Annotated in this window: 29 protein-coding genes; 26 read left to right on the forward strand and 3 right to left on the reverse strand. The window is 70.6% G+C overall.

Annotation, left to right across the window (positions count from 1 at the left end):
- Positions 1 to 76 precede the first annotated feature (76 nt).
- The gene (locus BM165_RS09565; protein WP_075013299.1) at positions 77 to 3,982 is read left to right on the forward strand and encodes a DNA-directed RNA polymerase subunit beta'; all 3,906 of its coding nucleotides are present in this window, start codon (positions 77 to 79) and stop codon (positions 3,980 to 3,982) included.
- Positions 3,983 to 4,197: 215 nt separating this feature from the next.
- On the opposite strand, the gene BM165_RS09570 is transcribed toward BM165_RS09565, so the two are convergent.
- From BM165_RS09570 to BM165_RS09580, 3 genes are all read right to left on the reverse strand, one after another.
- Positions 4,198 to 5,241, reverse strand: a complete 1,044-nt coding sequence (locus BM165_RS09570; protein WP_075013300.1) for an LLM class F420-dependent oxidoreductase — start codon at positions 5,239 to 5,241, stop codon at positions 4,198 to 4,200.
- Positions 5,242 to 5,362: 121 nt separating this feature from the next.
- Positions 5,363 to 5,593 carry a hypothetical protein gene (locus BM165_RS09575; RefSeq protein ID WP_075013301.1) on the reverse strand — a complete coding sequence of 77 codons (231 nt, stop codon included), beginning with the start codon at positions 5,591 to 5,593 and terminating at the stop codon, positions 5,363 to 5,365.
- 132 nt (positions 5,594 to 5,725) lie between these two features.
- Positions 5,726 to 6,691 (reverse strand): chymotrypsin family serine protease, encoded by a 966-nt coding sequence (locus BM165_RS09580; protein ID WP_075013302.1) that lies wholly within the window; start codon positions 6,689 to 6,691, stop codon positions 5,726 to 5,728.
- Positions 6,692 to 7,330: 639 nt separating this feature from the next.
- On the opposite strand from BM165_RS09580, the gene rpsL reads away from it, so the two are divergent.
- The 25 genes from rpsL to rplO all read left to right on the forward strand — a co-directional run bounded on the left by rpsL (position 7,331) and on the right by rplO (position 22,077).
- Entirely contained in the window at positions 7,331 to 7,705 is a 375-nt protein-coding gene (gene rpsL / locus BM165_RS09585) for a 30S ribosomal protein S12 (protein WP_012950487.1), read from the forward strand.
- A gap of 1 nt (position 7,706) precedes the next feature.
- Entirely contained in the window at positions 7,707 to 8,177 is a 471-nt protein-coding gene (gene rpsG / locus BM165_RS09590; RefSeq protein ID WP_075013303.1) for a 30S ribosomal protein S7, read from the forward strand.
- 105 nt (positions 8,178 to 8,282) lie between these two features.
- Complete coding sequence (gene fusA / locus BM165_RS09595; protein WP_075013304.1) at positions 8,283 to 10,382, forward strand: elongation factor G; 2,100 nt, start codon at positions 8,283 to 8,285, stop codon at positions 10,380 to 10,382.
- 88 nt (positions 10,383 to 10,470) lie between these two features.
- A complete protein-coding gene (gene tuf, locus BM165_RS09600; RefSeq protein WP_075013305.1) occupies positions 10,471 to 11,664 on the forward strand; it encodes an elongation factor Tu in 1,194 nt (397 codons plus the stop codon).
- A gap of 178 nt (positions 11,665 to 11,842) precedes the next feature.
- The gene (gene rpsJ / locus BM165_RS09605; RefSeq protein ID WP_014742859.1) at positions 11,843 to 12,148 is read left to right on the forward strand and encodes a 30S ribosomal protein S10; all 306 of its coding nucleotides are present in this window, start codon (positions 11,843 to 11,845) and stop codon (positions 12,146 to 12,148) included.
- Positions 12,149 to 12,164: 16 nt separating this feature from the next.
- Positions 12,165 to 12,830, forward strand: a complete 666-nt coding sequence (gene rplC / locus BM165_RS09610) for a 50S ribosomal protein L3 (RefSeq protein ID WP_075013306.1) — start codon at positions 12,165 to 12,167, stop codon at positions 12,828 to 12,830.
- Positions 12,827 to 13,651: a 50S ribosomal protein L4 gene (gene rplD, locus BM165_RS09615; protein WP_075013307.1), complete on the forward strand. Its 825-nt coding sequence runs from the start codon at positions 12,827 to 12,829 to the stop codon at positions 13,649 to 13,651. The genes rplC and rplD overlap by 4 nt, the downstream gene beginning before the upstream one ends.
- On the forward strand, positions 13,648 to 13,950 hold the full coding sequence (gene rplW, locus BM165_RS09620; protein WP_075013308.1) for a 50S ribosomal protein L23: 303 nt from the start codon (positions 13,648 to 13,650) through the stop codon (positions 13,948 to 13,950). Before rplD ends, rplW begins: the two co-directional genes overlap by 4 nt.
- A gap of 43 nt (positions 13,951 to 13,993) precedes the next feature.
- Entirely contained in the window at positions 13,994 to 14,827 is an 834-nt protein-coding gene (rplB, locus tag BM165_RS09625; protein WP_075013309.1) for a 50S ribosomal protein L2, read from the forward strand.
- 22 nt (positions 14,828 to 14,849) lie between these two features.
- Complete coding sequence (gene rpsS / locus BM165_RS09630) at positions 14,850 to 15,131, forward strand: 30S ribosomal protein S19 (RefSeq protein ID WP_073421347.1); 282 nt, start codon at positions 14,850 to 14,852, stop codon at positions 15,129 to 15,131.
- Between the two features lie 28 nt (positions 15,132 to 15,159).
- Positions 15,160 to 15,639 carry a 50S ribosomal protein L22 gene (rplV, locus tag BM165_RS09635; protein WP_075013310.1) on the forward strand — a complete coding sequence of 160 codons (480 nt, stop codon included), beginning with the start codon at positions 15,160 to 15,162 and terminating at the stop codon, positions 15,637 to 15,639.
- Positions 15,639 to 16,577, forward strand: a complete 939-nt coding sequence (rpsC, locus tag BM165_RS09640) for a 30S ribosomal protein S3 (protein WP_075013311.1) — start codon at positions 15,639 to 15,641, stop codon at positions 16,575 to 16,577. The genes rplV and rpsC overlap by 1 nt, the downstream gene beginning before the upstream one ends.
- A gap of 3 nt (positions 16,578 to 16,580) precedes the next feature.
- Positions 16,581 to 16,997: a 50S ribosomal protein L16 gene (gene rplP / locus BM165_RS09645; RefSeq protein WP_073421352.1), complete on the forward strand. Its 417-nt coding sequence runs from the start codon at positions 16,581 to 16,583 to the stop codon at positions 16,995 to 16,997.
- Positions 16,997 to 17,230 (forward strand): 50S ribosomal protein L29, encoded by a 234-nt coding sequence (gene rpmC / locus BM165_RS09650; protein WP_075013500.1) that lies wholly within the window; start codon positions 16,997 to 16,999, stop codon positions 17,228 to 17,230. The genes rplP and rpmC overlap by 1 nt, the downstream gene beginning before the upstream one ends.
- On the forward strand, positions 17,227 to 17,526 hold the full coding sequence (gene rpsQ / locus BM165_RS09655; RefSeq protein WP_075013312.1) for a 30S ribosomal protein S17: 300 nt from the start codon (positions 17,227 to 17,229) through the stop codon (positions 17,524 to 17,526). Before rpmC ends, rpsQ begins: the two co-directional genes overlap by 4 nt.
- 219 nt (positions 17,527 to 17,745) lie before the next feature.
- Positions 17,746 to 18,114: a 50S ribosomal protein L14 gene (gene rplN / locus BM165_RS09660; RefSeq protein ID WP_072919076.1), complete on the forward strand. Its 369-nt coding sequence runs from the start codon at positions 17,746 to 17,748 to the stop codon at positions 18,112 to 18,114.
- 2 nt (positions 18,115 to 18,116) lie between these two features.
- Positions 18,117 to 18,476: a 50S ribosomal protein L24 gene (gene rplX / locus BM165_RS09665; RefSeq protein WP_432276813.1), complete on the forward strand. Its 360-nt coding sequence runs from the start codon at positions 18,117 to 18,119 to the stop codon at positions 18,474 to 18,476.
- Positions 18,477 to 18,478: 2 nt separating this feature from the next.
- Positions 18,479 to 19,063 (forward strand): 50S ribosomal protein L5, encoded by a 585-nt coding sequence (rplE, locus tag BM165_RS09670; protein ID WP_143108098.1) that lies wholly within the window; start codon positions 18,479 to 18,481, stop codon positions 19,061 to 19,063.
- A gap of 19 nt (positions 19,064 to 19,082) precedes the next feature.
- A complete protein-coding gene (locus tag BM165_RS09675; RefSeq protein WP_075013314.1) occupies positions 19,083 to 19,268 on the forward strand; it encodes a type Z 30S ribosomal protein S14 in 186 nt (61 codons plus the stop codon).
- Between the two features lie 126 nt (positions 19,269 to 19,394).
- Positions 19,395 to 19,799 carry a 30S ribosomal protein S8 gene (rpsH, locus tag BM165_RS09680; RefSeq protein ID WP_432276814.1) on the forward strand — a complete coding sequence of 135 codons (405 nt, stop codon included), beginning with the start codon at positions 19,395 to 19,397 and terminating at the stop codon, positions 19,797 to 19,799.
- A gap of 14 nt (positions 19,800 to 19,813) precedes the next feature.
- Positions 19,814 to 20,353, forward strand: a complete 540-nt coding sequence (rplF, locus tag BM165_RS09685; RefSeq protein WP_075013316.1) for a 50S ribosomal protein L6 — start codon at positions 19,814 to 19,816, stop codon at positions 20,351 to 20,353.
- Positions 20,353 to 20,760, forward strand: a complete 408-nt coding sequence (gene rplR, locus BM165_RS09690; protein ID WP_075013502.1) for a 50S ribosomal protein L18 — start codon at positions 20,353 to 20,355, stop codon at positions 20,758 to 20,760. The genes rplF and rplR overlap by 1 nt, the downstream gene beginning before the upstream one ends.
- 64 nt (positions 20,761 to 20,824) lie before the next feature.
- Positions 20,825 to 21,439, forward strand: coding sequence for a 30S ribosomal protein S5 (gene rpsE / locus BM165_RS09695; protein WP_072919083.1), 615 nt, complete (start codon positions 20,825 to 20,827; stop codon positions 21,437 to 21,439).
- 1 nt (position 21,440) lies between these two features.
- Positions 21,441 to 21,620 carry a 50S ribosomal protein L30 gene (gene rpmD, locus BM165_RS09700; protein WP_075013317.1) on the forward strand — a complete coding sequence of 60 codons (180 nt, stop codon included), beginning with the start codon at positions 21,441 to 21,443 and terminating at the stop codon, positions 21,618 to 21,620.
- Between the two features lie 13 nt (positions 21,621 to 21,633).
- A complete protein-coding gene (gene rplO, locus BM165_RS09705) occupies positions 21,634 to 22,077 on the forward strand; it encodes a 50S ribosomal protein L15 (protein ID WP_075013318.1) in 444 nt (147 codons plus the stop codon).
- Positions 22,078 to 22,124 lie beyond the last annotated feature (47 nt).

The raw sequence follows: 22,124 nt of genomic DNA on the forward strand, positions 1-22,124 counted from the left end.
CGCGGGGCCGGCCGGCGCCCTCCTCCGACAACTGATCGAAGTGCAGTAACCGAGCCCCGGGAAAGGGGTCCACTCAGTGCTCGACGTCAACTTCTTCGACGAGCTCCGCATCGGTCTAGCCACCGGCGACGACATCCGCCAGTGGTCGCACGGTGAGGTGAAGAAGCCCGAGACCATCAACTACCGCACCCTCCGTCCGGAGAAGGACGGTCTCTTCTGCGAGAAGATCTTCGGTCCCACGCGGGACTGGGAGTGCTACTGCGGCAAGTACAAGCGCGTCCGCTTCAAGGGCATCATCTGCGAGCGCTGCGGCGTCGAGGTGACCCGGGCCAAGGTCCGCCGTGAGCGGATGGGCCACATCGAGCTGGCCGCGCCGGTCACCCACATCTGGTTCTTCAAGGGCGTCCCCTCGCGCCTGGGCTACCTGCTCGACCTGGCGCCCAAGGACCTCGAGAAGATCATCTACTTCGCCGCCTACCTGATCACCTCGGTCGACGACGAGGCGCGCCACCGCGACCTCCCGACCATCGAGGCCGAGATCAGCGCGGAGAAGCACAACCTCGAGAACCGTCGCGACGCCGACGTCGAGGCCCGTCAGCAGAAGCTCGAGGCCGACCTGGCCGAGCTCGAGGCGGAGGGCGCCAAGTCCGACGTCCGCCGCAAGGTGCGCGAGGGTGGCGAGCGCGAGATGCGCCAGCTGCGCGACCGCGCCCAGCGGGAGATCGACCGCCTCGAGGAGGTGCTCGACACCTTCCGCAAGCTCGAGGTCAAGCAGCTCATCGCCGACGAGGGCCTCTACCGCGAGCTGCGCGACCGCTTCGGTGAGTACTTCGAGGGCGGCATGGGTGCCGCGGCCCTGCAGAAGCTGCTGGCCGACTTCGACCTCGACGCCGAGGCCGCCTCGCTGCGCGACACCATCCGCAACGGCAAGGGCCAGCGCAAGCTGCGGGCCCTCAAGCGGCTCAAGGTCGTCGCGGCGTTCCAGCAGACGCGCAACTCGCCCATGGGCATGGTGCTCGACTGCGTGCCGGTCATCCCGCCGGACCTGCGCCCGATGGTGCAGCTCGACGGTGGCCGGTTCGCGACCAGCGACATGAACGACCTCTACCGCCGGGTCATCAACCGGAACAACCGGCTCAAGCGGCTGCTCGACCTCGGCGCGCCCGAGATCATCGTCAACAACGAGAAGCGGATGCTCCAGGAGTCCGTGGACGCGCTGTTCGACAACGGCCGCCGCGGCCGGCCGGTCACCGGCCCGGGCAACCGTCCCCTCAAGTCCCTGAGCGACCTGCTCAAGGGCAAGCAGGGCCGGTTCCGCCAGAACCTGCTCGGCAAGCGCGTCGACTACTCCGGCCGTTCGGTCATCGTCGTCGGCCCGCAGCTGAAGCTGCACCAGTGCGGTCTGCCCAAGCAGATGGCGCTGGAGCTGTTCAAGCCCTTCGTCATGAAGCGGCTCGTCGACCTCAACCACGCGCAGAACATCAAGTCCGCCAAGCGCATGGTCGAGCGTGCCCGTCCGGTCGTGTGGGACGTGCTCGAGGAGGTCATCACCGAGCACCCGGTCCTGCTGAACCGGGCGCCGACGCTGCACCGCCTGGGCATCCAGGCCTTCGAGCCGCAGCTGGTCGAGGGCAAGGCCATCCAGATCCACCCGCTGGTCTGCACGGCCTTCAACGCCGACTTCGACGGCGACCAGATGGCGGTGCACCTGCCGCTGTCGGCCGAGGCGCAGGCCGAGGCCCGCATCCTCATGCTGTCGAGCAACAACATCCTGAGCCCGGCCGACGGTCGCCCGATCACCGCGCCGACCCAGGACATGGTGCTGGGCCTGTACCACCTGACCACCCTGGTGGCCAGCCGGTACGAGGCCGACGGCGGCCGTCCGGCGGCCTTCGGGTCGACGGCCGAGGCGATCATGGCGTTCGACAAGGGCGCCCTGGGCCTGCAGGAGCGTGCGCTGATCCGCCTCGACGAGGTGTTCGGCGTCGACAACGGCAAGGTCAACCCCGCGTGGGAGCAGCCCGCGGACTGGACCCCGGGTGCCCCGGCGCTGGTCGAGACCAGCCTGGGCCGGGTGCTGTTCAACGAGGCCCTGCCCGAGGACTACCGCTTCGTCAACTACCAGGTGCCGAAGAAGGAGCTCGGGGCGATCGTCAACGACCTCGCCGAGCGCTACCCCAAGGTGCAGGTCGCGGCGACGCTGGACGCCCTCAAGTCGGCCGGCTTCCGCTGGGCCACCCGCTCCGGCGTGACGATCGCCATCGACGACGTCGTCACCCCGCCGGCCAAGCAGGAGATCCTGGACCGGCACGAGAACGAGGCCCGGCAGATCGAGAAGCAGTACGAGCGCGGCGTCATCACCGACGCCGAGCGACGTGGCGAGCTCATCGAGATCTGGACCCGCGCGCGGGCCGAGGTCAGCCAGGCGATGGTGGACAACTTCCCCACCACCAACCCGGTCTGGGTCATGGTCAACTCGGGCGCCCGAGGCAACATGATGCAGATCAGCCAGATCGCCGGCATGCGCGGTCTGGTGGCCAACCCGAAGGGCGAGATCATCCCGCGGCCGATCAAGGCCAACTTCCGGGAGGGTCTGTCCGTGCTGGAGTACTTCATCTCCACGCACGGTGCGCGCAAGGGCCTGGCCGACACCGCCCTGCGGACCGCGGACTCCGGCTACCTCACCCGGCGGCTGGTCGACGTCTCCCAGGACGTCATCATCCGCGAGGAGGACTGCGGCACCGAGCGCGGCGTCATCATGCCGATCGCCACGGTGGTCAACGGGGTCCTCACCCGGGACGCGCACGTCGAGACCAGCGTCTACGCCCGCTCCCTGGCCGCCGACGTGGCGGCCGAGGACGGCACGCTGGTCGCGCAGGCCGGCCAGGACCTCGGTGACGTGCTCATCGGCGAGCTGGTCGACGCCGGCATCGCCGAGGTCAAGGTCCGCTGCGTCCTGACCTGCGAGTCGCTGCTCGGCACCTGCGCGACCTGCTACGGCCGGTCGCTGGCCACCGGCAAGCTCGTCGACGTCGGCGAGGCGGTCGGCATCATCGCCGCCCAGTCGATCGGTGAGCCCGGCACCCAGCTGACGATGCGCACCTTCCACACCGGTGGTGTCGCGGGTGAGGACATCACCCACGGTCTGCCGCGTGTGGTGGAGCTCTTCGAGGCCCGCGTCCCCAAGGGCAAGGCCCCGATCGCCGAGCTGGCCGGCTCCGTCCGGATCGAGGACGGCGAGCAGTTCCGCAAGCTGACGATCACCCCGGACGACGGCTCCGACGAGGTCGTCTACGACAAGCTGTCGCGCCGGTCGCGGCTGCGGGTCGAGGACGGTGCCCACGTCGAGGTCGGCGAGCAGCTCACCGAGGGTGCGGTGGACCCGCACGAGGTGCTGCGGATCATGGGCCCGCGCGAGGTGCAGCTGCACCTCGTCCGCGAGGTCCAGGAGGTCTACCGCAGCCAGGGCGTGTCGATCCACGACAAGCACATCGAGGTGATCATCCGCCAGATGCTGAAGCGGGTGACCATCATCGACTCGGGCGCCACGGAGTTCCTCCCCGGTGCGCTGGTCGAGCGGACGCTGTTCGAGACCGAGAACCGTCGTGTCGTCGCCGAGGGCGGCGAGCCGGCCTCGGCCCGACCGGTGCTCATGGGCATCACCAAGGCCTCCCTCGCGACCGAGTCGTGGCTGTCGGCCGCCTCCTTCCAGGAGACGACCAAGGTGCTCACCGACGCCGCGATCCAGGGCAAGAGCGACAGCCTGCTCGGACTCAAGGAGAACGTGATCATCGGCAAGCTGATCCCGGCGGGTACGGGCATCAGCCGCTACCGGAACATCACGGTCGAGCCGACCGAGGAGGCCCGCGCCGCCGTCTACACGATGGCCGGGTACGACGACGGGCAGTACTACAGCCCCGACGTCTTCGGTGCGGGCTCCGGCGAGGCCGTGCGTCTCGAGGAGTACGACTGGCGGGGCTGAGCCCCGGTAGCACGTGAGAAGGGCCCCCAGGTCGTCGACCTGGGGGCCCTTCCGTGCTCTCCGTGCCGTCCCGGCGGGGATCAGGTGACCTGATCGTCGGGCGTCCTCCCTCACGGTGGGACGTGCGGGAGGACGCGCTGCGGTGGGGGAGGACGACGGCGCCGCCCTAGCCCGGCGCCCCGTCACGTGACGGAACGCGGGGCGGGCGAGCTTCGCTAGGCGTCGGCGAGGCGGCGCATGGTCTCGACGGTGCGGAGCCGGCTCTCGCGGCTGTCGTCGAGGGGCTGCAGGGCGATCGTGGTGACCCCGGCCTCGGCGTAGGCGGCGATCCGCTCGGCGACGTACCCCTCGGGGCCGATGAGCGATACCGAGCGCACGAACTCGTCGGGCAGCGCCGCGGCCGCCTCGTCCTTGCGGCCGCTCAGGTACAGCTCCTGCACGGTCTCGGCGGCGTCCTCGAACCCGTAGCGCCGGGCCAGGTCGTTGTAGAAGTTCTTGCCCTTGGCGCCCATGCCGCCGACGTAGAGCGCCAGCTGGGGGCGGACGTGGTCGTGCAGGTGGTCGACGTCCTCACCGATCGCCACCGGGACGCCGCAGACGACCTGCAGGTCGCCGAGCTCGGGGTCGCGCTTGGCCCTGCCGGCCCGCAGCGCGTCGCCCCAGACGGCGTCGGCGCGCTCGGGCATGAACCAGATCGGCTCCCAGATCTCGGCGACCTCGGCGGCCAGCTCGACGTTCTTCGGGCCCAGCGCGGCCAGCATGATCGGGATGCGCTGCCGGACCGGGGTGTTGATCAGCTTGAGCGGCTTGCCCAGGCCGGTGCCCTGGTCGGCCGGGAGCGGGATGCTGTACTTCGGGCCCTCGTGCACGAGGCGCTCCCGCCGCCACACCTGGCGGCAGATCTCCACGACCTCGCGGGTGCGCTGGATCGGCGCGTCGTAGGGGACGCCGTGCCAGCCCTCGATCACCTGCGGGCCGGAGGCGCCCAGGCCCAGGCTGAACCGGCCACCGGAGACGAAGTCCAGGCCGGCCGCTGTCATCGCCGTGAGGGCCGGCGTGCGGCTGTAGATCGGCAGGATCGCGCTCATGAGCTCGACCCGCTCGGTCACCGCGGCCAGGTAGCCGAGCTGGCTGACGGCGTCGAAGGTGTAGACCTCCGCGCACATCGCGAGGTCGAGCCCGGCGGCCTCCAGGTCGACGATCTCCGCCGCCGTCTCCTGGAACCCCCCGGCGTAACTGGCCTGGATGCCGATGCGCACCTGCACTCCTCTGGTCGGCGGCGCCCGCGTCGGCGCCACCGGCGACCGTAGCGGGTGCCCCCGGCCGCCCCTGCGGCCTCCGGGCGGTGCGCGGGAGGGGTCCAGGCGGTGCGGGGAGGGGTCAGGCGGTGCGGCTGCGCAGGGGGCGGATCACGCCCACGACCTCGGTGACCACCCGGACGCCGTCGACGTCGCGGGGCACCCGGCCGGCCGCGTCGGAGTCCGCGACGTCGACCTTGACGACGTACCCGCTGTCGCGCCGGGCCAGGCCGATGCCCACCACACCGGGCTGCGCGGACAGCTGCTGCGCGAGCGTGCTCTTGGCGGCGCGGGCGGCGGCACGGTCGGTCACGAGGTCTCCTCGCTGACGCCCACCGGCGAGGAGCTCGGGGCGGACGCCCCGGAGGGCCGGGCGGGCTCGGTCACCTCCCCATGGTGCCCCGTTCCCGCCCGCAGCGACATCCCCCTGACCCGGGAGGACCGCTCAGGAGGAGACCCACTCCACGCCGAGCGCCTCCAGCACGGTCGACAGCGGGTTGGCGAACGTCAGCCCCGCCCCGGTGCTGCCGCCCTCGCTGCTCCCGGCGAACAGCAGGGCCAACGGCGCGCGGTCGCTGCTGCGCCAGATGACCGAGCCGCTGTCGCCTCCGGCGGAGAAGGCCCCGGACAGGCCCTCGATCTCGATCTGGTCGTCGAAGACGTGGACGCCGTCGTCGTACTGCACGGCGACACCGTCGACCTCCACCGCGGTGATCCGCCCGCGCGTGTGCCCGGTGGTCCGGCCGAGCTTCTCGACCTCCTCGTCGGGCTCTACTTCGTACCCGTCGGGCACCGTGGTGCCCAGCGGTCCGCCCGGGACCGCCCCCGGGTCGGCGCCGACCCCCTCGTCGACGGTGGCGACGGCGGCGTCGACCCGGTTCGCGCGGGCGGTGAACGGCACGGCTGCGGCCAGCGTGGCCACCCGGTCGGCCGGCGTGCCGCCGTCGGCCGGGCCGGGCTGCAGCACCGCGTCGCCGGCGGCGCCCGCGCCGGCGGCCGCCAGCACGTGGCTGTTGGACAGCACCGCCAGGCGGCCACCGAGCCGCACGAAGCCGCCGAGCGTGCCCGCCGACACGGCCGGGTGCCCGACGGACAGGCCGGGGACCAGGGGCCGGGTGCGCTGCTGCAGTTGCCCGGCGGAGGGGGAGGCCTGCGCCAGTATCGGCCCGGTCACGCGGACGTCGACCTCCGCCCGGACGACGTCGTCGAGACCGGTGAGCAGGATCTCGGCATCCGCCCGGGCCGCGACGCGGATCGCCAGGTGGACCCTCCCCGGGGACACCGGCGCCAGGCCGATGGCCGGCCGGGTCCACACGCGGCCGCCGAGGTCGCTCGCGACGACCGGGGGGAAGCCCTCGGCCAACCGCGCGGTCAGGCGCGCCTTGAGCTCGCGCGCCGAGTCGATGAGCACGGGGACCTCCGTTGCGGTGAGTTGCTCTGCTGCGACCGACCGTAGGGGGAGGTACCGACAGTCCGCGCCCCACCGCCGTTCCCGCGTCCGTGACCACCGCAGGATCCGGTGCCGCGGGACCCGGCGCTGCACCCCTGGCGTGACCGTCGTCTCGCGGTACAGTCCTCGCCACCCCCGGGCCGGTGAGCCCGCCGGGAATGGCTCCGGCGCCCGCGCCGTTGCCCCCCGGGTGAGTTGAGTCCGGGGATCAGGCTGCCCTGCCCGCAGGGTGCCCGGGACCCGGCTTTGACCGCCTCCCGGACCGCGGGTATCGTGGGCAGCCGTGCCCAGGGTGCCCTGGGCCTGCTCCCGTTCGCGGTGCGCCTGGGTGTCCGGAGGTCCGTCCTCCAGGCCGAGGGTCCGCCCCGGTGGGCCGTCCTCGACAGGGCGGCGGCCGGAGGTGGCGGCGCCGAGTCGCGGGGGGCGATCCGTCCGGTTCGACACGCCGGCCGGTCCCGGGAAAGGCGACACGCCCGACCGCGGGGGCCGGACGATGGCGGCTGAGCAGGGCGGACGACCCCAGCAGGACCGGCACCGGCGACACGACAAGCAGCACCGTCCACAGCACGACCCAGCGCAGGTAGGAGATCCAGGCCACCCATGCCCACGATCAACCAGCTGGTCCGCAAGGGCCGCGAGGACAAGGTCGAGAAGACCAAGACCCCGGCGTTGAAGGGCTCCCCTCAGCGTCGTGGCGTGTGCACCCGCGTGTACACGACGACGCCGAAGAAGCCGAACTCGGCGCTGCGCAAGGTCGCTCGCGTCCGCCTCACCAGTGGCATCGAGGTGACCGCGTACATCCCGGGCGTCGGCCACAACCTGCAGGAGCACTCGATGGTGCTCGTGCGCGGTGGCCGCGTGAAGGACCTCCCGGGCGTGCGCTACAAGATCATCCGCGGCTCGCTGGACACCCAGGGCGTGCGCAACCGCAAGCAGGCTCGCAGCCGCTACGGCGCGAAGAAGGAGAAGAGCTGAGATGCCGCGCAAGGGCCCCGCGCCGCGCCGTCCGCTGGTCAACGACCCCGTCTACCAGTCCCCCCTGGTCACCCAGCTGGTGAACAAGGTCCTAGTCGACGGCAAGCGCTCGGTCGCCGAGTCGATCGTCTACGGCGCCCTCGAGGGCTGCCGCGCCAAGACCGACACCGACCCGGTGGTCACGCTCAAGCGGGCGCTGGACAACGTCAAGCCGGCCCTCGAGGTCCGCAGCCGCCGCGTCGGTGGTGCGACCTACCAGGTCCCGGTCGAGGTCCGCGCCTCCCGCAGCACCACCCTCGGGCTGCGCTGGCTGATCCAGTACAGCCGCGCCCGTCGCGAGAAGACCATGACCGAGCGCCTCATGAACGAGCTGCTCGACGCGAGCAACGGCCTCGGTGCCGCGGTCAAGCGCCGCGAGGACACGCACAAGATGGCCGAGTCGAACAAGGCCTTCGCGCACTACCGCTGGTAGTCGCACCCCGCTGGTGACGCACACGTCCGCCAGCACCCGCCGGCGGGAGACGCCGGGCCACCCCCGGACACCCGCACGCGGACCAGAGACAAAGAGGAGAGAGAGATGGCCAGCAACGAGGCCCAGCTCCGCAAGACCCGCAACATCGGGATCATGGCGCACATCGACGCCGGCAAGACCACGACGACCGAGCGCATCCTCTTCTACACCGGTATCAACTACAAGATCGGTGAGGTCCACGACGGCGCGGCCACGATGGACTGGATGGAGCAGGAGCAGGAGCGCGGCATCACCATCACGTCCGCCGCGACCAAGTGCACCTGGAACGGCCACGACATCAACATCATCGACACCCCGGGGCACGTCGACTTCACCGTCGAGGTAGAGCGGTCCCTGCGCGTGCTCGACGGTGCCGTGGCCGTCTACGACGGTGTCGCCGGCGTGGAGCCGCAGACCGAGCAGGTCTGGCGGCAGGCGGAGAAGTACGGCGTCCCGCGCATGTGCTTCGTCAACAAGCTCGACCGCACCGGAGCCGACTTCTTCCGCTGCGTCGAGATGATGATCGAGCGCCTGGCGGCCAACCCGCTGGTGCTGCAGCTGCCGATCGGTGCCGAGGCCGACTTCATCGGCGTCGTCGACCTGGTGCAGATGCGGGCGCTCACCTGGCGCGGTGAGACCAAGATGGGCGAGGACTACGCCGTCGAGGAGATCCCCGCCGAGCTGGCCGACCAGGCCGCCGAGTACCGCGAGAAGCTGCTCGAGAACATCGCGGACTTCGACGACTCGCTGATGGAGGACTACCTCGGCGGCGAGGAGATCACGGTCGACCGCCTCAAGGCGGCCATCCGCAAGGCGACCATCGCCGGCCAGGTGAACCCGGTGCTCACCGGCACCGCGTTCAAGAACAAGGGCGTGCAGCCCCTGCTCGACGCCGTCGTCGACTACCTGCCCAGCCCCCTGGACATCGAGGCGATCGTGGGCACCGCCCTCGACGGCGAGACCGAGGTCCTGCGGCACGCCGACGAGGACGAGCCGTTCTCCGCGCTGGCCTTCAAGATCCAGACCGACCAGCACCTGGGCAAGCTGACCTACATCCGCGTGTACTCCGGCAAGCTCGACGCCGGCTCCCCCGTGCTGAACAGCACGAAGGACCGCAAGGAGCGGGTCGGGAAGATCTACCAGATGCACGCGAACAAGCGTGAGGAGCGTCAGGGCGTCGGTGCCGGTGAGATCGTCGCCGTCAACGGCCTCAAGCAGACGACGACCGGCGACACCCTGAGCGACCCGCAGAAGCCGGTGATCCTCGAGTCGATGACCTTCCCGGCGCCGGTCATCTCGGTCGCCATCGAGCCCAAGACCAAGGGCGACCAGGAGAAGCTGGGCACGGCCATCCAGAAGCTGGCCGAGGAGGACCCGACGTTCCAGGTCAAGCTCGACGAGGAGACCGGTCAGACGGTCATCTCCGGCATGGGCGAGCTGCACCTGGAGATCCTCGTCGACCGCATGCGGCGCGAGTTCCGGGTCGAGGCCAACGTCGGCAAGCCGCAGGTCGCCTACCGCGAGACCATCCGCAAGGCGGTCGAGAAGGTCGACTACACCCACAAGAAGCAGACGGGTGGGTCCGGCCAGTTCGCCAAGGTGCAGGTGAGCATCGAGCCGCTCGAGGTCGCCGCCGACGGCCCGACCTACGAGTTCGTCAACGCCGTGACCGGTGGTCGCATCCCGAAGGAGTACATCCCCTCGGTCGACCAGGGCATGCAGGACGCCATGCAGTACGGCATCCTCGCCGGCTACCCGATGGTGGGCGTCAAGGCCACCCTCGTCGACGGCCAGTACCACGAGGTCGACTCCTCGGAGATGGCCTTCAAGATCGCCGGCTCGATGGTCTTCAAGGAGGCCGCCCGCAAGGCCAGCCCGGCCCTGCTCGAGCCGATGATGGCCGTCGAGGTCGTCACGCCCGAGGACTACATGGGCGACGTCATCGGCGACCTGAACTCCCGGCGCGGGATGATCCAGGCGATGGAGGAGCGCTCCGGCGCCCGCGTCGTCCGGGCCCTCGTCCCGCTCTCGGAGATGTTCGGCTACGTGGGCGACCTGCGCAGCCGCACCCAGGGGCGGGCGAGCTACACCATGGTGTTCGACACCTACGCCGAGGTCCCGCAGAACGTGGCCAAGGAGATCATCGCCAAGGCCACGGGCGAGTGACCGCCGGGCGGGGTACGTCCCCGCCCGGCCCCCAGCAAGCCCACCCCAAGCGACAGCACGACTGCGACACCACGAGGAGAGGAACCCAGTGGCCAAGGCCAAGTTCGAGCGGACCAAGCCGCACGTCAACATCGGCACCATCGGGCACATCGACCACGGCAAGACCACGCTGACCGCGGCGATCACCAAGGTCCTGCACGACAAGTACCCGGACCTCAACGAGGCGTCGGCCTTCGACCAGATCGACAAGGCGCCCGAGGAGAAGGCCCGCGGCATCACGATCTCGATCGCCCACGTCGAGTACCAGACCGAGGCCCGGCACTACGCCCACGTCGACTGCCCCGGTCACGCGGACTACATCAAGAACATGATCACCGGCGCGGCGCAGATGGACGGCGCCATCCTGGTGGTCGCCGCCACCGACGGCCCGATGCCGCAGACCAAGGAGCACGTCCTCCTGGCCCGCCAGGTCGGCGTCCCCTACATCGTCGTGGCGCTCAACAAGGCCGACATGGTCGACGACGAGGAGATCCTCGAGCTCGTCGAGCTGGAGGTCCGCGAGCTGCTCAGCGAGTACGAGTTCCCGGGCGACGACGTCCCCGTGGTCCGCGTCTCGGCGCTCAAGGCCCTCGAGGGCGACGCCGAGTGGGGCGACAAGCTCATGGAGCTCATGAACGCCGTCGACACGGCGATCCCGGAGCCCGAGCGCGAGATCGACAAGCCGTTCCTCATGCCCGTCGAGGACGTCTTCACCATCACCGGTCGCGGCACCGTCGTCACCGGTCGCGTGGAGCGCGGGATCGTCAAGGTGTCGGAGACCGTCGAGATCGTCGGCATCCGCCCCACCTCGACCCAGACCACCGTCACCGGTGTCGAGATGTTCCGCAAGCTGCTCGACCAGGGCCAGGCCGGCGACAACGTCGGGCTGCTGCTGCGCGGCATCAAGCGCGAGGACGTCGAGCGCGGCCAGGTCGTCGTGAAGCCGGGCTCGATCACCCCGCACACCAACTTCGAGGGCTCGGTCTACATCCTCTCGAAGGACGAGGGCGGTCGCCACACGCCGTTCTTCAACAACTACCGTCCGCAGTTCTACTTCCGGACGACGGACGTCACCGGCGTCGTCACCCTGCCGGCCGGCACCGAGATGGTCATGCCGGGCGACAACACCGAGATGACGGTCGAGCTGATCCAGCCGATCGCCATGGAGGAGGGCCTGCGGTTTGCCATCCGTGAGGGTGGCCGCACCGTCGGCGCCGGTCGCGTCACGAAGATCATCAAGTAACACCACAGACGGGCGGCGGCGCGGACCCGCGCCGCCGCCCGTCCGCGGGTGGTGAGGACCCGGGCAACCGCCTGTGGCCAGCGCCACCCATCCCGCTGGGGCCGGACCGGACTGGATCCGGACGCACCCGGCGTTCCCCAGCTAGCAGAACAGCGATCGGCAGGAGCGAGAGACAGCGATGGCGGGACAGAAGATCCGCATCAGGCTGAAGGCCTACGACCACGAGGCGATCGACGCCTCGGCGCGGCGCATCGTGGACACGGTCACGAAGACCGGAGCGCGCGTCGTCGGCCCGGTGCCGCTGCCGACGGAGAAGAACGTGTACTGCGTCATCCGCTCGCCGCACAAGTACAAGGACTCGCGCGAGCACTTCGAGATGCGTACGCACAAGCGGCTCATCGACATCCTCGACCCGACGCCGAAGACGGTGGACGCGCTCATGCGCATCGACCTGCCGGCCTCGGTCGACGTCAACATCCAGTAAGGACCCGAGACCAGTCATGGCGAGTACGTTCCGCGGGCTCCTCGGCGAGAAGCTGGGGATGACCCAGGTGTTCGACGAGAACAACCGCATCGTCCCGGTGACCGTCGTCAAGGCGGGCCCGAACGTGGTGACGCAGGTGCGCACCCCCGAGGTCGACGGCTACTCCGCCGTCCAGCTCGGCTTCGGCGAGATCGACCCGCGCAAGGTGAACAAGCCCGAGGGCGGCCACTTCGCGAAGGCCGGTGTCACGCCGCGCCGTCACGTGGTGGAGCTGCGCACGGAGGACGCCGCGCAGTACACAGTCGGCCAGGAGCTGACCGCCGAGGTGTTCGACGGCGTCGCCAAGGTCGACGTCATCGGCACGAGCAAGGGCAAGGGCACCGCCGGTGTCATGAAGCGTCACGGCTTCAAGGGCCTCGGCGCCGCGCACGGCACCCAGCGCAAGCACCGGCACCCCGGCTCCATCGGCGGCGCCTCGACCCCGGGCCGCGTGTTCAAGGGCCTGCGCATGGCCGGCCGCATGGGCGCGGTCAAGACCACCACGCTCTCGCTCGTCGTCCACAAGGTCGACACCGAGCGCGGCCTCATCCTGATCAAGGGTGCCGTCCCCGGGCCGAAGGGTGGGCTCCTGCTCGTCCGCTCGGCCGTCAAGGGCGGCCCCGTGGGGAGTGACACCAAGTGACCCAGTCGACCGCGACCACGGCCGCGCGCGCCGACCGCCAGGTCGACGTCCGCACGCCGGCGGGGGAGACCACCGGCAGCGTGACGCTGCCCGGTGACCTGTTCGACACGCCGGCCAACGTCTCACTGCTGCACCAGGTGGTCGTGGCCCAGCTGGCCGCGGCCCGCCAGGGCACGCACTCCACCAAGACGCGTGGCGCCGTCAGTGGCGGTGGCGTCAAGCCGTACCGGCAGAAGGGCACCGGCCGCGCCCGTCAGGGCTCGATCCGCGCCCCGCAGTTCGCCGGTGGTGGCACGGTCCACGGCCCGCAGCCCCGGGACTACTCCCAGCGCACGCCCAAGAAGATGAAGGCCGCCGCTCTGCGCGGTGCCCTCTCCGACCGGGCGCGCGCGGGCCGCGTGCACGTCGTCACGACCTTCGTCGACGGTGACGCCCCGAGGACCAAGGCAGCGCTGGCCACCCTGGAGACGATCACCAGCGCCAAGCGCGTGCTGGTGGTCCTCGACCGCGACGACGTCCTCAACTGGGTGAGTCTGCGCAACGAGCCGCGGGTGCACCTGCTCGAGGCCGGCCAGCTCAACACCTACGACGTCCTGGTCAGCGACGAGGTCGTCTTCACCGAGACCGCGCTCGCCGAGTTCGTCGGCGGCCGCGACGGCGGCAGCCGTGGCGCCACCTCGCTGGTCAAGCCCGACCTGACGACGCCGGACATCCCCGGCGCCATCCCGTCGATCCAGCCGGCCCAGGGCACGACCGACCTGGACCTCGCGGACCAGGGCACCGCTGACACCGCCACCGACAGCACCGAGGAGAAGGCATGAGCGTCCGCGACCCCCGGGACGTCCTGCTGTCGCCGGTCATCTCGGAGAAGAGCTACGGGCTGCTGGACGACAACCAGTACACGTTCGTGGTGCTCCCCGAGGCGAACAAGACGCAGATCAAGATCGCTGTCGAGCAGGTCTTCAAGGTGAAGGTCCTGGCCGTCAACACGATCAACCGCCAGGGCAAGCGCAAGCGCAGCCGCGGGACCCGGATGGGCAAGCGCAAGGACACCAAGCGCGCCATCGTCTCGCTTGCCCCCGGCGACCGCATCGAGATCTTCGGTGGCCCCGGCGCCTGAGCGCCCGAGCCCTCCGGACCAGAGATAGAGGACTGAGTCAGCAATGGCTATCCGCAAGTACAAGCCGACGACGCCGGGCCGCCGCGGCTCCAGCGTCGCCGACTTCGCCGAGGTCACCCGCGACCATCCCGAGAAGTCGCTGGTCCGGCCGCTGCACGGCCGCGGTGGGCGCAACGTCCACGGGAAGGTGACCGCTCGCCACCAGGGTGGCGGCCACAAGCGCGCCTACCGCCTCATCGACTTCCGTCGGGCGGACAAGGACGGCGTGCCGGCCAAGGTCGCGCACATCGAGTACGACCCCAACCGCACCTCCCGCATCGCGCTGCTGCACTTCGCCGACGGCGAGAAGCGCTACATCATCGCGCCGGCGCGGCTCAAGCAGGGCGACACGGTGGAGTGCGGTCCCGCGGCCGACATCAAGCCGGGCAACAACCTGCCGCTGCGCAACATCCCGGTCGGCACGGTGGTCCACGCCATCGAGCTGCGCCCGGGCGGCGGCGCGAAGATCGCCCGCTCGGCCGGCACGAGCGTCCAGCTCGTCGCCCGTGAGGGCCGCTTCGCCCAGCTGCGCATGCCGTCGGGCGAGATCCGCAACGTCGACGTCCGCTGCCGCGCGACGGTCGGCGAGGTGGGCAACGCCGAGCAGTCGAACATCAACTGGGGCAAGGCCGGCCGCATGCGGTGGAAGGGCAAGCGCCCGACCGTCCGCGGTGTCGCGATGAACCCCGTCGACCACCCGCACGGTGGTGGTGAGGGCAAGACCTCCGGTGGTCGCCACCCGGTGAACCCGAAGGGCAAGCCCGAGGGCCGCACGCGCAAGCGCAAGGCCAGTGACGCCCTGATCGTGCGCCGTCGGCGCACCAACAAGAAGCGCTGAGCGGGAGAGGAGTCCGACAGACATGCCACGCAGCCTGAAGAAGGGCCCGTTCGTGGACGACCACCTGCTCAAGAAGGTGGACGTCCAGAACGAGAAGGGCACCAAGACGGTCATCCGGACCTGGTCTCGGCGCTCGACCATCATCCCGGACATGCTCGGCCACACGATCGCCGTGCACGACGGGCGCAAGCACGTGCCGGTCTTCGTGACCGAGGCCATGGTCGGGCACAAGCTCGGCGAGTTCGCCCCCACCCGGACCTTCCGGGGCCACGTCAAGGACGACCGCCGGTCCCGCCGGGGCTGAGCACGGTCCCGGGAGAGAGAGACACGAGATGACTTCCCAGCTGGGAGAGGAGACGCAGGTCGCCCGGGCCACCGCCCGGTTCGTCCGCGTCACGCCCATGAAGGCACGCCGGGTGGTGGACCTGATCCGCTACCTGCCCACCGACGAGGCCCTGGCGCTGCTGCGGTTCGCGCCGCAGTCGGCCAGCGAGCCGGTGGCCAAGGTCGTCGCGAGCGCCGTCGCCAACGCCGAGCACAACCTGCGGCTGGACCCGGCCGCGCTCGTCGTCAGCGCCGCCTTCGTCGACGAGGGCCCCACGCTCAAGCGGATCCGTCCGCGTGCGCAGGGCCGGGCCTACCGCATCAACAAGCGGACCAGCCACATCACCGTCGAGGTGAGCGAGGTCGGCTCCAGTGCCGAGCTCGCCGGCAAGTCCCGCACCGCCCGACGCCGCACCGGCCAGTCCGGCCCCGCGACGCAGCAGCAGGGCACGCAGCCGCGCGCCAACACGAGGGGAGGGACCCGCTAGTGGGTCAGAAGGTCAACCCGCACGGGTTCCGCCTGGGCATCACCACCGACTACAAGTCCCGGTGGTACGCCGACAAGCTCTACAAGGACTACGTCAAGGAAGACGTGGCCATCCGCAAGCTCATGACCAAGGGCATGGAGCGCGCCGGCATCTCGAAGGTGGAGATCGAGCGCACCCGTGACCGGGTCCGCGTCGACATCCACACCGCCCGGCCGGGCATCGTCATCGGCCGTCGCGGCGCGGAGGCCGACCGCATCCGCGGCGAGCTGGAGAAGCTGACCGGCAAGCAGGTGCAGCTGAACATCCTCGAGGTCAAGAACCCCGAGGCCGACGCGCAGCTGGTGGCCCAGGCCGTGGCCGAGCAGCTGTCGAGCCGGGTGAGTTTCCGCCGCGCCATGCGCAAGGCCATGCAGTCCGCCCAGCGCAGCCCGCAGGTCAAGGGCATCCGGGTGCAGTGCTCCGGGCGCCTGGGCGGTACCGAGATGAGCCGGTCGGAGTTCTACCGCGAGGGCCGTGTGCCGCTGCACACCCTGCGCGCGAACATCGACTACGGCCTGTACGAGGCCCGCACCACCTTCGGCCGCATCGGCGTCAAGGTGTGGATCTACAAGGGCGACGTCAGCGGCTCGCGTGCCGAGCGGGAGGCCCTCGAGGCCCTGGCCGCCCGGCAGCAGCGCCGTGAGCGTCCGCAGCGCCCCCGCCGGTCGGGCTCCAGTGGCACGACCGCCGGCGGCACCGAGGCCGGCCGCGCCGCGGCCGAGGGCACCAGCGGCCCGGACACCACCGGCCCGGACACCACCGGCCCGGACACCACCGACAGCACGGTGGCCGTGACCTCCGGCGAGGTCGCGCCCGAGCAGACCGTCGGCCAGGCAGCGGGTCCCGAGGGGACCGCGGCAGCCGAGGCGACGGCCACCGACACCCAGACGGAGGGCTGACACGTGCTGATCCCCCGGCGCGTCAAGCACCGCAAGCAGCACCACCCGGACCGCTCCGGTCGGGCCAAGGGCGGCACCGAGATCAACTTCGGTGAGTACGCCATCCAGGCCCTGGAGCCGGCGTACGTGACGAACCGGCAGATCGAGTCGGCCCGTATCGCCATGACGCGGCACATCCGCCGTGGCGGCAAGGTGTGGATCTCCATCTACCCGGACCGCCCGCTCACCAAGAAGCCGGCCGAGACCCGCATGGGTTCCGGTAAGGGCTCGCCGGAGTGGTGGGTCGCCAACGTCAAGCCCGGCCGGGTGCTCTTCGAGCTCTCCGGCGTGGCCGAGCCGGTGGCCCGCGAGGCCATGCGTCGCGCCATCCACAAGCTGCCCATGAAGTGCCGCTTCATCACGCGTGAAGGAGAGGTGTGATGGCCGCCGGTCTGACCGCTCCGGAGCTGCGCGAGCTCTCGGCCGACGAGCTCGCCACGCGGCTGCGTGAGCACAAGGAAGAGCTGTTCAACCTGAGGTTCCAGGTGGCCACCGGCCAGCTGGACAACAACCGGCGGCTGCAGACCGTCCGTCGCGACATCGCCCGGATCTACACGATCATGCGCGAGCGCGAGCTGGGCCTGTCGTCCGCCCCGAACGAGGGTGTCGCATGAGCGAGTCCGACAACGCCGCTGTCGCCAGCGGTCCCGGCCTGGCCGGCCGCGGGTACCGCAAGGTCCGCGAGGGCCTCGTCGTCAGCGACAAGATGGACAAGACCATCGTCGTCGAGGTCGAGGACCGTGTGAAGCACGGCCTCTACGGCAAGGTCATCCGCCGGACCAGCAAGCTGAAGGCCCACGACGAGCAGGGGGTCGCCGGCATCGGTGACCGCGTGCAGATCATGGAGACCCGGCCGCTGTCGGCCACCAAGCGCTGGCGCCTGGTCGAGGTCGTCGAGAAGGCGAAGTAGCCCGTCCGTGGCGTCCCGGTCCTGTGACGGACCGCCCCTGTGGGGTGGCCCGAGGACCGGGTACCCTGGACGACTGGCGCCCCTGCGGGTGGCGCCGCATCCCGGTACCCGTGTCGGACGCACCGGCAGCCATCCGCTGCCGGTGCGTCCGCACGTGGGAACCGGACAGCCGGTTCACCGTTCCGGCCCGGCTGTCACCACTGAGATTGGGAGTAGGACGTGATCCAGCAGGAGTCGCGACTGCGGGTCGCCGACAACACCGGTGCGAAGGAGATCCTCTGCATCCGTGTGCTCGGCGGCTCGGGGCGACGCTACGCGGGCATCGGTGACGTCATCGTGGCGACCGTCAAGGACGCGCTGCCGGGTGCCGGCGTCAAGCGCGGCGACGTCGTCAAGGCCGTCGTGGTCCGCACCGCCAAGGAGCGTCGTCGTCCCGACGGCTCCTACATCCGCTTCGACGAGAACGCCGCGGTGATCATCCGTGACAGCGGCGACCCGCGCGGGACCCGCATCTTCGGCCCCGTCGGCCGCGAGCTGCGCGACAAGCGCTTCATGCGGATCATCTCGCTCGCCCCGGAGGTGCTCTGACCATGGCCGTCACCAAGAAGACCGACAGCAAGAAGAAGGCCCCGTCCATGAAGGTCAAGAAGGGCGACACGGTCGTGGTCCTGGCCGGCAAGGACAAGGGCGCGCGGGGTCGTGTGATCGCCGCCTACCCCCAGCTGCAGAAGGTGCTCGTCGAGGGCGTCGGCCGGGTCAAGAAGCACACCCGCATCAGCTCCAACCAGCGGGGCGCCCAGCAGGGCGGGATCGTCACCCAGGAGGCTCCCGTCCACGTGAGCAACGTGATGGTGATCGACTCCGAGGGGAAGCCGACCCGGGTCGGCCACCGCAAGGACGAGGAAGGCCGCAGCATCCGGGTGTCGCGGCGGACCGGTAAGGACCTCTGACGATGACTGCACCCACCCGCGAGCTCCCGCGCCTGCTCGAGCACTACCGTGAGGCGATCGCGCCGGCCCTCCAGGAGGAGTTCGGCTACGAGAACGTCATGCAGATCCCGCGCCTGACGAAGATCGTCGTCAACATGGGCGTCGGCGAGGCCACCCGCGACGCCAAGCTCATGGACGGCGCGGTGCGCGACCTGACCGCCATCACCGGTCAGCGTCCGGCCGTCGTCCGGGCCCGCAAGTCGATCGCTCAGTTCAAGCTGCGCGAAGGCATGCCGATCGGCGCCAAGGTCACCCTCCGCGGCGACCGCATGTGGGAGTTCCTCGACCGGCTCCTGGCGCTGGCCCTGCCCCGCATCCGTGACTTCCGCGGGCTGAACGCCAAGCAGTTCGACGGGCACGGCAACTACACGTTCGGGCTGACCGAGCAGTCGATGTTCCGCGAGATCGACGTCGACAAGATCGACCGGCCCCGCGGCATGGACATCACCCTGGTCACCACCGCCACCTCCGACGAGGAGGGTCGCGAGCTGCTCCGCCTGCTCGGGTTCCCCTTCGCCGGTCTGACCGTCGTGACCACGACCCGCTGAGCCGGGGCAGGAGAGACAGATGGCCAAGAAGGCGCTGATCAACAAGGCGGCCCGCAAGCCCAAGTTCGCGGTCCGCGGCTACACCCGCTGCCAGCGGTGCGGGCGTCCGCACGCGGTCTTCCGCAAGTTCGGCCTGTGCCGGATCTGCCTGCGGGAGATGGCCCACGCCGGCGAGCTGCCGGGCGTGGCGAAGTCCAGCTGGTAGTCCGCAGAACGACCCGCCCGGCGCGCTGACCGCGCGGGGCGGCACCCCAGCACCACCCCGTCGCCGAGAGGCCCACGCGAGGTACGCGTGAGGAACCGCGGCGAGAGAGGCACGACACCCATGACGATGACCGATCCGATCGCGGACATGCTCACGCGGCTGCGGAACGCGAACACGGCCTACCACGACTCGGCTGCGATGCCGTCGTCGAAGCTCAAGACGAAGATCGCCGAGATCCTCCAGCAGGAGGGCTACATCGCCGGCTGGCGCGTCGACGAGGTCGAGAAGGACGGCACCACCCGCAAGGAGCTGGTGGTGGACCTGAAGTACGGCCCCAACCGCGAGCGCAGCATCGCCGGCGTCCGCCGGGTGTCCAAGCCGGGCCTGCGGGTCTACGCCAAGTCGAACGCGCTGCCCAAGGTGCTCGGCGGCCTCGGGGTGGCGATCATCTCCACCTCGACCGGGCTGCTGACCGACCGGCAGGCGAACAAGAAGGGCGTGGGCGGGGAAGTCCTCGCCTACGTCTGGTAAGAGGAGCGAGCGAGATGTCACGGATCGGACGACTGCCGATTCCGGTTCCCGGTGGTGTGGACGTCGCCATCGACGGCCAGACGGTCAGCGTGAAGGGCCCCAAGGGCTCGCTGGCCCACACCGTCGCCGCGCCGATCACCGTCGCCAAGGCCGATGACGGCACCCTGTCGGTGCAGCGGCCGGACGACGAGCGCGAGAGCCGGGCACTGCACGGCCTCTCCCGCACCCTGATCGCCAACATGATCACCGGTGTGACCGAGGGCTACACGAAGACGCTCGAGATCGTCGGTGTCGGTTACCGCGTGCAGGCCCGGGGCAGCGACCTCGAGTTCGCCCTCGGCTTCAGCCACCCGGTTCCGGTGCGTGCCCCGGAGGGCATCACCTTCACGGTCGAGTCGCCGACGCGCCTGCGCGTCACCGGCATCGACAAGCAGCAGGTCGGCCAGGTGGCCGCCAACATCCGCAAGCTGCGCCGGCCGGACCCGTACAAGGGCAAGGGCGTCCGCTACCAGGGCGAGGTCGTCAAGCGCAAGGTCGGGAAGACGGGTAAGTGATGGCACAGACCGAGAAGGCCGCTCGGGTGCACACGCCCGTCGGCACCGACATCAGCACCGCGCGCCGCGTCTCGCGGCTGCGCCGCCACAACCGGCTCCGCAAGCGCGTCGCCGGCACGGCGGAGCGTCCGCGCATGGTGGTCAACCGCTCGTCGCGGCACATCCACGTGCAGGTGGTCGACGACACCGTCGGCCGCACCCTGGTGAGCGCCTCCACGCTGGACGCCAGCCTCCGCGGGTCCGAGGGCGACAAGTCCGCCCTCTCCCGCCGGGTCGGCGCCCTGGTCGCCGAGCGCGCCCAGGCGGTCGGCATCACCAAGGTCGTGTTCGACCGGGGTGGCAACCGCTACCAGGGCCGCATCGCCGCGCTCGCCGACGGTGCACGAGAGGGCGGGCTGGACTTCTGATGACCAGCCCGACCCACAACGCGGCCGACCACTCGGCCGACCAGCAGATCGAGAGGGACGTCTGATGCCAGGACCACAGCGACGCGGCGGCGGCGCCGGCGGCGGCAACGACCGCCGCGACCGTCGTGACGGCGGGCGGGGGCCCGGCGGCGCGCCTGCCGAGAAGAGCAACTTCATCGAGCGCGTGGTCGCCATCAACCGCGTGTCCAAGGTCGTCAAGGGTGGCCGGCGCTTCAGCTTCACCGCGCTGGTGATCGTCGGCGACGGCGACGGCACCGTGGGTGTCGGCTACGGCAAGGCCAAGGAGGTGCCCGCGGCGATCGCCAAGGGCGTCGAGGAGGCCAAGAAGCACTTCTACAAGGTGCCGCGCATCGCCAGCACCATCCCGCACCCCGTGCAGGGTGAGGCGGCGGCCGGCGTCGTGCTGCTCAAGCCGGCCAGCCCCGGTACCGGTGTCATCGCCGGTGGCCCGGTGCGCGCCGTCCTCGAGTGCGCCGGCATCCACGACGTGCTGTCGAAGAGCCTCGGCTCGTCGAACCCGATCAACATCGTGCACGCCACCATGCAGGCGCTGAAGGACCTCGTCCGCCCCGAGGAGATCGCCGCTCGCCGCGGCCTGCCCCTCGAGGACGTCGCCCCGGCCGCCATGCTGCGTGCCCGTGCGGGTCAGGGGGTCTGAGATGACGCAGCTGAAGGTCACCCAGGTCCGGTCGGCGATCGGCACGAAGCCCAACCAGCGGCAGACGCTGCGGTCCCTGGGCCTCAAGCGGATCAACGACTCGGTCGTGCAGGAGGACCGTCCCGAGATCCGCGGGATGGTCGCCACGGTGACGCACCTCGTCACCGTCGAAGAGATCTGAGCGGGGACCCGTCATGACCATCAAGATCCACCACCTGCGTCCGGCCCCGGGCGCCCACACCGCCAAGACGCGCGTCGGCCGTGGTGAGGGTTCCAAGGGCAAGACCGCCGGTCGCGGCACCAAGGGCACCGGCGCGCGCGGCAACACCTCCGCACGCTTCGAGGGCGGTCAGACGCCGCTGCACATGCGGCTGCCCAAGATGTCCGGCTTCAAGAACCCGAACAAGGTCGTCTTCCAGGTCGTCAACCTCGACCGGATCGCGTCCCTGTTCCCGCAGGGCGGGCACGTCGACCCCGACACGCTCGCCGACGCCGGCGCGGTCCGCCGCGGCCAGCCGGTGAAGGTCCTCGGCACCGGTGAGCTGGGCGGTGTCCAGGTCACCGTGCACGCGCACGCCTTCTCGGCCTCCGCCACCGAGAAGATCTCCGCGGCTGGGGGCAGCACCACCCGCATCTGAGCCGACGACGACCCCCGGGGCCGCACCACGAGCCCCGGGGGTCGTCT

The organism is Geodermatophilus obscurus (assembly GCF_900115395.1).
GTDB classification, from domain to species: Bacteria; Actinomycetota; Actinomycetes; order Mycobacteriales; family Geodermatophilaceae; genus Geodermatophilus; species Geodermatophilus obscurus_B.